At 45.6% G+C, this 978-nt stretch carries 1 protein-coding gene and 1 pseudogene; both read right to left on the bottom strand.

Going from position 1 to position 978, the window contains the following annotated elements:
* Positions 1-650: phage integrase N-terminal SAM-like domain-containing protein (locus H8S64_RS22130; protein ID WP_186978725.1), on the bottom strand; the 650-nt coding region annotated here is incomplete at its 3' end.
* Positions 651-745: 95 nt separating this feature from the next.
* Positions 746-978, bottom strand: a pseudogene (locus H8S64_RS22125) (TetR/AcrR family transcriptional regulator); the annotation flags it as partial.

Genomic DNA, 978 nt, shown 5'->3' with positions numbered 1-978 from the left:
ACCAACGAAATCATGCAGTGATGCTTGATGTTGGAAATTTGTGCAAGGATGCGCTTAATTTCATTCTTGCTCAACACTTCGGGCAGGCTCTTGTACTCTTTGGCACGGGTGATACCGCCATAGTATTGCCGTTTGCCGCCTTTCACCTGCTCGTAATAGAACTTGATAGCATTGATGCGCATATTCTGTTGCGACACCGAAATCTTCTTCTCGTTCACAAGATAGAGTATGTACTTGTTGATGTCCGGCACTTTCAGGCGGTCGATGTTCCGTCCCTTGTGATATTCCATGAAATCGCTGAAATAAGCACGGTATGTTTTGACGGTCGAGGGGCTGTAACGCTTTTGTTCCAGCAGTTCGAGATAGCCTTTCGGCAGTGTGTATTCCCTTTTGGGTTTGGGATGCCGCACGTAAACCCGGCTGTAATCAATATAGGCGTGGGGCGAATAGCGGTCGTAAAAATCCGGCAGGCTGAAAGCGGCTGACGCTATGTATGCAGAGCCGTTACCAGCCATTTCCATGCCCGTGTCTTGGGCGAGCAGCAGGGCGACAGCCTGACTGTTCGCATATTCTATCCGTATGTAGTCCGCACCGTCCCTTGTTTCTTTGTGTAGCACGATGCTTCCTCTTTGTTTCTGAACCTTATCCATGTCGCTGAATTTTGCTTCGCTCCAAAGATAAGATAAAAATACCATTATTTGAACATCTGTTCAAAAATAATCGAGGTTAAAAAAACAAAAGAGTATCAGGCTTTAAGCAGCGAATAGATATGGCGAAAATTTTCTGCCAGTTCGTCCACGTTCAAACCGTTTAGAAATGCTTGTTCGTATGACAGTCCTAAAAACATTTGCCGGAACATGATAGCCGTTTTCTTCACGTCCGTGTTGCTCCTGATTTCCCCGCTTTCTTTTGCCTTCTGTATGACTTTCTCCCATAGGTCATAGTCTTGTCGGTAGATTTTCTCAATTTTCTGCCTGA

The sequence above is a fragment of the Butyricimonas hominis genome (assembly GCF_014287455.1).
Taxonomy (GTDB): domain Bacteria; phylum Bacteroidota; class Bacteroidia; order Bacteroidales; family Marinifilaceae; genus Butyricimonas; species Butyricimonas muris.
This window is presented reverse-complemented; position numbering and strand designations above follow the sequence as displayed.